Origin of the sequence: Mesorhizobium sp. M7A.F.Ca.AU.002.02.1.1 (assembly GCF_003998535.1) — a bacterium.
Classification (GTDB): domain Bacteria; phylum Pseudomonadota; class Alphaproteobacteria; order Rhizobiales; family Rhizobiaceae; genus Mesorhizobium; species Mesorhizobium ciceri.
In genome coordinates this window covers 1-8313 of the sequence record NZ_RZPB01000215.1, presented here as the reverse complement: position 1 = coordinate 8313, position 8313 = coordinate 1, and the positions used below count along the sequence as shown (strand labels likewise).

The following is an 8313-nucleotide window of genomic DNA, read 5'->3' as shown; positions in this document are numbered from 1 at the left end:
TCCAATGCCTATGGCGTCGCTGCCACCGCACACTCGGTCGGCGCCCGCGCGCTCGATCTCGGCATTGCCGCCGATCGCAAGGAGGCCATCGCCGAACTGGTGCAAAAAGCGGTGGCGGCCGGTGCGGATGTCATCGTGACGCTTGGTGGCGCCTCGGTCGGCGATCACGACCTGATCCACGACGTGCTGACCGGCGAAGGCATGACGCTCGGCTTCTGGAAGATTGCCATGCGCCCCGGCAAGCCGCTGATGTTCGGCCGCCTCGGCGATATCAGGTGCATCGGCCTGCCCGGCAACCCGGTGGCAAGCCTGGTCTGCTCGCAACTGTTCCTGAAGCCGCTGCTGGCGCGGCTCGGTGGCCGCAACCATCGCCAGGACATTCGCCCAGCGCGACTGGGTACCGCAATGCCGGCCAATGATTTGCGCCAGGACTATGTCCGAGCCGTGGTCAGGGAAGATGACGGCGCGCTGGTGGCGACGCCGTTCGGCATTCAGGATTCCTCGATGCTGAGAATGCTGGCCGACGCCAACGGGCTGATCGTGCGGGCGCCGTTTGCCCCTGCAGCAGCCGCGGGCGAGGCTTGCAGCGTTTTGATGCTGCGCTGAGGAATTCCAGGCAAGCCGTTCATAACAGACGAGAAAGTGATCTCGGCTCTAGCTCGAGATCAAGCTCTGTGTCAGCGGATGCGCCGGATCGGCAAGGCCGTCGACAATGTCGTAGTGATGCCGGTCGGGCTCGACCACGGTGCTGGTGGTGGCGCCAAGGCCGGTCCAGATGTTGGCAAGCAACGCATTCTGGCGCAGGAACTCGGCGCGCTCACCGCCGCCGGCCCAGCAGGTGATGCGGGCGCCATCCATCGGGCGCAGCAGGGCTGGGCTTTCAGCCAGCGCCTCCTCTTCGTCGATTGCCAGGTCCTTGTTCATGCCGGTGCGCATGAGCGGACGCAAATCGTGTAGACCTGAAATCGAAACGACATGGCGTATGCGCCGCGCCACATCCGGCGCCAGAGGCGTGGTTGTCGTCACCATCCGGGTGGCGAGATGGCCGCCGGCCGAATGTCCGGTCAGCATCAGCGGTCCGTCAACCATTGCCGCTGCCTTGCCAATCGCCGCCCCGACCTCCCGGACGATGCCTGCGATGCGTATGTCCGGGCACAGCGTGTAGGAGGGCATCGCAACGGCGAAGCCGCTGCCGACCGCGCCATTGGCGAGATGCGACCACAAGCTCTTGTCGGTCTCCAGCCAGTAACCACCATGGATAATCACCACCAGTCCTTTGGGCGCGGCCTTGGGAAGGAAAAGATCGAGCCGATTGCGCGGCCTGTCGCCGTAGGCGATGTCGAGCCGTGCCCGGCTCTCTGCCGAGAGCGCATCGCGGAATGCTGCCGCTGGCTCGGACCAGGCGGCTGGCCAACGGTCGCTGCCGGCAATGTTCGCGCCGTTGGCATAGGCATCATCCCAATCGACGATGTGACGTTCGAACATCTGCGCCCTCCCCCAAAACGGCATCGCTGTTGCGCTAGCAATGGCCAGCGCCACGCCATGCGTCAATGCTCCAGGGCAAAAACATTTTAGGCTTGAAACAAATTTCGACTGGTGCGATCCTGCCCGCACGAACAGCCGACAATGGGAGGTCTGCTGTGCTGCCCTCACCTGCAGATGTTCACCCTTTCGGCGCGCATCTCCGAGCAGGCGTGATGGGCAGCACGAAGCCTCCTCAGAGCAGGACCTTAGGATCCACCACATCCAGCCAAGGCGCATTGCGCACTGGCCAGGCAGCAGACGGGAGAGCGGCGACATGCTTGGGCCTTCAGCGCATATCGACACGTTCACGCGCGATCACCTGCCGCCGCCGGAGCAATGGCCCGATATACTGCTCGACGGCTTCGACTATCCCGAACGCCTCAACGCCGGTGTCGAACTGACCGACCGGCTGGTCGAGAAGGGCCTCGGCGACCGCACAGCCCTGATCGGCAATGGCCGCCGCCGCACCTACAAGGAACTGTCCGACTGGACGAACAGGCTCGCCCACGCGCTGGTCGAGAATTATGGCGTCGAGCCCGGCAACCGGGTGCTGATCCGCTCGGCCAACAACCCCGCCATGGTCGCCTGCTGGCTGGCTGCCACCAAGGTCGGCGCCGTGGTCGTCAACACCATGCCTATGCTGCGCGCCGGCGAACTGGCCAAGATCGTCGACAAGGCGGAAATCACCGTCGCGCTCTGCGACACCAGGCTGATGGACGAGATGACCGCCTGCGCCAAGGACAGCACCTTCCTCAAACAGGTCATAGGCTTCGACGGCACCGCCAACCATGATGCCGAGCTCGATCGTGCCGCTCTCGACAAGCCGGTGACATTCACCGCCGTCAACACCGGCCGCGACGATGTCGCGCTGCTCGGCTTCACCTCGGGCACGACAGGCGTGCCGAAGGCGACGATGCATTTCCACCGCGACCTCCTGATCATCGCCGACGCCTATGCCCGCGAAATCCTGGAGGTGACGCCGGACGACATCTTCGTCGGCTCGCCGCCGCTGGCTTTCACTTTCGGCCTTGGCGGGCTCGCTATCTTTCCCCTGCGCTTCGGTGCGGCGGCGACGCTGCTGGAGCAGGCGACGCCACCCAACATGATCCACATCATCGAGACCTACAAAGCCACGATCTCCTTCACCGCGCCGACTGCCTACCGCGCCATGCTGAAGGCCATGGATGAAGGTGCCGATTTGTCTTCGCTGCGGGTTGCCGTTTCAGCCGGCGAAACCTTGCCCGCTCCGGTTTTCGAAGAGTGGACGCAAAAGACCGGCAAGCCGATCCTCGACGGCATCGGCGCCACCGAAATGCTGCACATCTTCATCTCCAACCGCTTTGGCGACATGAAGCCCGCGTCGACCGGCAAGCCGGTCGGCGGCTACGAGGCGCGCATCGTCGACGACGAGATGCGCGAAGTACCGCGCGGCGCGACCGGCAGGCTGGCGGTGCGCGGCCCGACCGGCTGCCGCTACATGGCCGATATCAGGCAGAAGGACTACGTGCGCGACGGCTGGAACATCACCGGCGACACCTTCACGCAGGACGAGGACGGCTTCTTCCATTTCGCCGCGCGCTCCGACGATATGATCGTCAGCGCCGGCTACAACATTGCCGGCCCCGAGGTCGAGGCCGCACTTCTGTCACATCCCGACGTCGCCGAATGCGCGGTGATCGGCGCCGAGGACGCCGAGCGCGGCCAGATCGTCGAGGCGCATGTCGTGCTGGTGCAGGGCGTGGCGCCTGACGCATTGACGACCAAGCGCCTGCAGGACCATGTCAAGGCGACGATCGCGCCCTACAAATACCCGCGATCGGTGAAATTCATTGCTGCTTTGCCCAAGACCCAGACCGGCAAGATCCAGCGCTTCCGGCTGCGCACGGAGAAAGTCAATTGAGCGAGCCCTACGATCCGGCGTCCGAAGGCGCACAGATGTCGTTCAACGAGCGCATGTCGTACAGCGACTATCTGCACCTGGAGAAAGTGCTGGAGGCGCAGACACCGCTCTCGTCGGCGCATGACGAGATGCTGTTCATCATCCAGCACCAGACCTCGGAACTGTGGATGAAGCTCGCTTTGCACGAGATTGGCGCCGCGATCCGCTCGATCCGCGCCGACCGGCTTGAGCCGAGCTTCAAGATGCTGTCGCGAGTCGCGCGCATCTTCGAGCAGCTGAACAATGCCTGGGATGTGCTGCGGACGATGACGCCCAGCGAATACACCGAGTTTCGCGACGCGCTCGGCCAGTCCTCGGGTTTCCAGTCCTGGCAGTATCGCGCCATCGAGTTCATGGCCGGCAACCGCAACCTGGCCATGCTCGGCCCTCACAAGCATCGGCCTGACCTCAGCGGAAAGCTGGAAGCCATTCTGGCCGAGCCGTCGCTCTATGACGAAGCGCTGCTGCTTTTGGCGCGCAACGGATTCGACATCGGTGCCGATGCCAGGCGCACGGACTGGCGTGAGACGCGAACCGAGAATGAAGAGGTCCTGGTCGCCTGGCAGACTATCTACCGCGATCCGCAGCGCTACTGGATGTTCTACGAACTGGCCGAGAAGCTGGTCGACTTCGAGGATTATTTCCGCCGCTGGCGCTTCAACCACGTCACCACGGTGGAGCGCATCATCGGTCTGAAGCGCGGCACCGGCGGCACGTCGGGCGCTTCGTATCTGAAGAAAATGCTCGAGGTCGTGCTGTTTCCGGAGCTGTGGACGGTCCGCACCCGGCTCTGACATCATCGAAATGAGAACAGGCTCACCGAAGGGACGCTCTGTGGCGGAAACCCCTTCGCGAACAACCGGGGACTGACCATGAGTGGAATTCCTGATCTCGCCGCAGTCGAAGCGATGGATGCCACGGATCCGCTGCGGGCCATGCGCGACCGTTTCATTCTGCCGGAGGGGGTGATCTATCTCGACGGCAATTCACTGGGGGCAGCATCTCATGCCGTTTTCGGCGAGCTGCAGCAGGCGGCGACGCAGGAATGGGCCCGAGATCTTATCCGAGCCTGGAACACGGCCGGATGGTTCGAGATGCCGATCGAACTCGGCGACCAACTCGGACGCCTGATAGGAGCCGCGGCCGGCCAGACCGTTGTCTGCGACACGACATCGACCAACATCTACAAGGTGCTGCACGCAGCGATGGAGATGCGGCCCGGCCGGTCAGCCATCGTCGCCGAAGGTGACAGTTTTCCCACCGACCTGTACATCGCCGAAGGCGTGGCCTCGACCCGGGATGGCGTCCTGCTGCGCCTCGCGGGCGTCGACGCGCCGACCATCGAAGATCTGATCGACGAAAACGTCGCGGTGGTGCTGGTCAACCACGTCAATTACAAATCGGGTGAACTGCGCGACATGGCGGCGCTGACGCGCAGGGCTCATACGGCCGGAGCGCTGATCGTCTGGGATCTCTGCCACACCGCCGGCGCCCTGCCCGTCGAGCTCGATCAGGCAAATGCCGATTTCGCTGTCGGCTGCACGTACAAGTACCTCAACGGCGGTCCGGGCGCGCCGGCCTTCATCTATGCCGCGCAGCGCCACCACGGCGATATCAGCCAGCCGCTCAGCGGCTGGTGGGGCCATGCGCGGCCCTTTGCCTTCGAACGGGGTTATGTTGCCGGCACCGGCATCCGCCGTTTTCTGTGCGGTACGCAACCGGTCCTGTCGATGCGGGCGCTCAAAGGCGCGCTTGCCATCTGGAGCGACGTCGACATGGCGGCATTGCGAAAGAAGAGCGTCGCGCAGACAGAACTGTTCATCCAGCTCGTCGAAGCCAAGTGCGGCGCCTACGGTCTCACGCTGGAGACCACCCGCGACGCGACCAGGCGCGGCAGCCAGGTGTCGTTCCTTCACGACCACGGCTATCAAATCATGCGGGCGCTGATCGAGCGCGGGGTGATCGGTGACTTCCGCGCACCGTCGACCATCCGTTTCGGCTTCACGCCGCTCTATGTCAGCTACAAGGATGTGTGGCTGGCGGTTGAGGTTCTGGAAGACATTCTGCGCACGGGAGCATGGAAGGACCAGCGTTTCGCCGTCAAGGAAGCCGTTACCTGACGCACCGATCCCGGCGATCCGCCGTCGCTGCCCTCACTGCCTGGCAAATGACGGAGAGCTGAATTTCCAGCCAAAATGCCCAACTGACGTTGGCGTTTTGGCTCCGTTTCGTTCACGGCCAACGAACGTCCCGAAGGTTGCAATCGCCCCTTGTCGAGGTCGATCGACAGATAATGCCAAGCTTTGGTAGGGGATAAGCCACAGGTCATTAACCATAACAATTTCAATGTGAGCAGGCGCATTGCCGAAGGTGGCGCCCGTCGATCGTAACCCGCTGGCAAGCGCCAAATAATTTCAGCAGCCTTAACAAATTCATTAAACTTTAAACGGTTGCAGAACACAACTGGAACAGATAGTGTTTGTTCTGGGTTTGTTTTTCGATTCTGGTTTCAGGGAACCTGGGGGCCGCCATGCTGACACGCAAGCAACATGAACTGCTGATGTTCATCCATGAACGCCTGAAGGAGAGCGGCATTCCGCCATCCTTCGACGAGATGAAGGAGGCGCTCGACCTTGCCTCCAAATCCGGGATTCATCGGCTGATCACGGCCCTTGAGGAGCGCGGCTTTATCCGCCGGCTGCCCAATCGGGCCCGCGCGCTGGAAGTGCTGCGGCTGCCGGACTCCATCGCGCCAGGCCTCAATGCGGCAAAGAAGTTTTCGCCAAGCGTCATCCAGGGCAGTCTTGGTCAGGGTGGTGCTCTTGGCCGGCAGATCAAGCCGGCGCCTTCGCGGATGCCTTCGCCCGGCAATGACGACGATGCGGTCTCTGCCGTTTCGATCCCGGTCATGGGTCGCATCGCCGCCGGCGTGCCGATCGATGCCATCCAGCATCAGACGCATTCGATTTCGGTGCCGCCGGACATGATCATGGGCGGCGCGCACTATGCGCTGGAGGTCAAGGGCGATTCGATGATCGAGGCCGGCATCTTCGACGGCGACACCGTTATCATCCGTAACGCCGACACGGCCAGCCCCGGCGAGATCATCGTGGCGCTGGTCGATGAAGAGGAAGCGACGCTGAAGCGGTTCCGCCGCAAGGGCGCCTCGATTGCCCTCGAAGCCGCCAATCCAGCCTATGAGACACGGATTTTCGGGCCGGACAGGGTCAAGGTGCAAGGCAAGCTCGTCGGCCTGATCCGTCGCTACTGAGACGGCTGTGGGTTGACCACTGGCTTCTCGGGTTTCTTGAAGGGTGCCAGCCCCCTCGCCTCGCGAGAGTATCTGCGTTGCGTGTGCCAGGGCCGATATGGGCTGTCCACCGCGAAGCTGATCGTCGCCGGCGTGGTCGCCGATTGGCGATCGAAGAAGACCGCGGCACTGCCTTTGCGAGCCAGTTGCCGCTTGGTGATGACGAGAACCAGCGGGTTGTGACAGGCGTCATAGGCGGTGGCGTCGTTGACGACGATCAGTTCGGCGAAGCCGCAGGCTTTCCAGGTGTCCTTGCGGTCCTCGACATAGGCAATGATCGCACCGGACATGTGCCTGGCCACGCAAACGCCTGAGGAGCAATAGAACGGCGATCCCGGCGGTAGCTCAACGGCATCCGCGACGTCGAATTGCCCATCGCTGTTGTCGAACACTTCCGGAACGACGATGGTTTCCGATGTCAGCGCGCGTTTCCAGTTGTCGACGGTGAATTCGTTCGGCCGTTGCCGGCTGACGGCAAGCTCACCGCCACCGATCGGCAACGCCACCAGCCGGGCGTCTTCCGAGATCAGCACATCGGGCGTGCGCGTATCCGAGACGGTCAGCAAGCCTGCCAACGCGAATGGCAGAGCCGCGAGCCGCAGCCATGTCGTCGCCATCGTCGCGATGACCAGGGCAATGGCCACCAGCAGGACCGACTGTTGCGAAATCAGCCCGACCCCATCGACAGGCGAACGCTCGGAGATCCAGCCCGATATGGCGATCATCATCGTCAGGCCCTTGCCCATCAGGTAGAGACCTGGCCAATCCAATCCGAAAGGCATCAGCAGCGCGCTGGCGACGGCCAGGAACATGACGACGGTGACGATCGGCATAACCGCGAGATTGGCGAACAGGCTGAGCGGCGACACACGCTGAAAATGCCAGATGGCAAACAGCGTCGTGGCGCTGCCGGCGATGATCGAGGTCATGGCCAGACCGATTGCCGCCAGCAGGAATTTTCGTGTCAGGAACCCGGGCAAGGATCGCTTCGGCGGCGGCGTTCTTGCTTTTCCCGCGCGGTGATCCGCCCAGCCGGCATAGGCGCCGACCAGAGCCGCGGTCGCGGCGAACGACATCTGAAAACTCGGGCCGACCACCTCATGCGGCGACACCACGATGACGGCGATCGCCGAGATCGCCAGATTGCGCATGGTGAGTGCTGCTCGATCGAACAGAACTGCAATCAGCATCACTGCCAGCATGATGAAGCTGCGTTCGGCGGCGACGACGATACCTGAGATGACGAGGTAGGCTGCGATCGAGAACAGTGCGGCGGCAGCGGCATACTTCTTGACCGGGCGACGCGCGGAAAAATCGGGAAACAAGGCGAAGGCGCCGCGCAGCAACCCCATGATGGTGCCGGCGACCAGAGCCATATGCAGTCCCGAAATGGAGATGATGTGGTAGATGCCGGTACGTCGCATCGCCTCATTGATGTCGTCGGGAATGCCGGCGCGCACGCCGACGATCAGCGCCGCGGCGATCTCGCCTTCGGCGCCGCCGACGCTCGCCCTGATATGGTCGGCGATGCCTTCACGGG

General features: G+C 63.1%; 7 protein-coding genes. 5 read left to right on the top strand and 2 right to left on the bottom strand.

The genetic code is table 11. The features are described from left to right. Positions 1-606 (top strand): molybdopterin-binding protein (locus tag EN879_RS15350; RefSeq protein WP_245493822.1); only part of this gene is annotated, 606 nt, incomplete at its 5' end. Positions 607-654: 48 nt separating this feature from the next. On the opposite strand, the gene EN879_RS15345 is transcribed toward EN879_RS15350, so the two are convergent. Then, a complete protein-coding gene (locus tag EN879_RS15345) occupies positions 655-1485 on the bottom strand; it encodes an alpha/beta hydrolase (RefSeq protein ID WP_063167975.1) in 831 nt (276 codons plus the stop codon). Between the two features lie 313 nt (positions 1486-1798). On the opposite strand from EN879_RS15345, the gene EN879_RS15340 reads away from it, so the two are divergent. From EN879_RS15340 to lexA, 4 genes are all read left to right on the top strand, one after another. Further along, complete coding sequence (locus tag EN879_RS15340) at positions 1799-3424, top strand: AMP-binding protein (protein WP_063167974.1); 1626 nt, start codon at positions 1799-1801, stop codon at positions 3422-3424. Beyond that, positions 3421-4257, top strand: a complete 837-nt coding sequence (gene kynA / locus EN879_RS15335; RefSeq protein ID WP_013531744.1) for a tryptophan 2,3-dioxygenase — start codon at positions 3421-3423, stop codon at positions 4255-4257. The genes EN879_RS15340 and kynA overlap by 4 nt, the downstream gene beginning before the upstream one ends. Before the next feature lie 78 nt (positions 4258-4335). Beyond that, on the top strand, positions 4336-5583 hold the full coding sequence (gene kynU / locus EN879_RS15330) for a kynureninase (RefSeq protein ID WP_024503342.1): 1248 nt from the start codon (positions 4336-4338) through the stop codon (positions 5581-5583). 410 nt (positions 5584-5993) lie between these two features. Continuing rightward, complete coding sequence (gene lexA / locus EN879_RS15325; protein ID WP_013531746.1) at positions 5994-6734, top strand: transcriptional repressor LexA; 741 nt, start codon at positions 5994-5996, stop codon at positions 6732-6734. Here the strand turns inward: lexA and EN879_RS15320 are convergent. Further along, positions 6728-8313 (bottom strand): ComEC/Rec2 family competence protein (locus tag EN879_RS15320; protein ID WP_164774419.1); only part of this gene is annotated, 1586 nt, incomplete at its 5' end. The genes lexA and EN879_RS15320 overlap by 7 nt on opposite strands.

Bases quoted from the DNA above. Each gene is read 5' to 3' on its own strand.
- EN879_RS15345 (WP_063167975.1), bottom strand. From the start codon at position 1,485: ATGTTCGAACGTCACATCGTCGATTGGGATGATGCCTATGCCAACGGC.
- kynU (WP_024503342.1), top strand. From the start codon at position 4,336: ATGAGTGGAATTCCTGATCTCGCCGCAGTCGAAGCGATGGATGCCACG.
- EN879_RS15340 (WP_063167974.1), top strand. From the start codon at position 1,799: ATGCTTGGGCCTTCAGCGCATATCGACACGTTCACGCGCGATCACCTG.
- lexA (WP_013531746.1), top strand. From the start codon at position 5,994: ATGCTGACACGCAAGCAACATGAACTGCTGATGTTCATCCATGAACGC.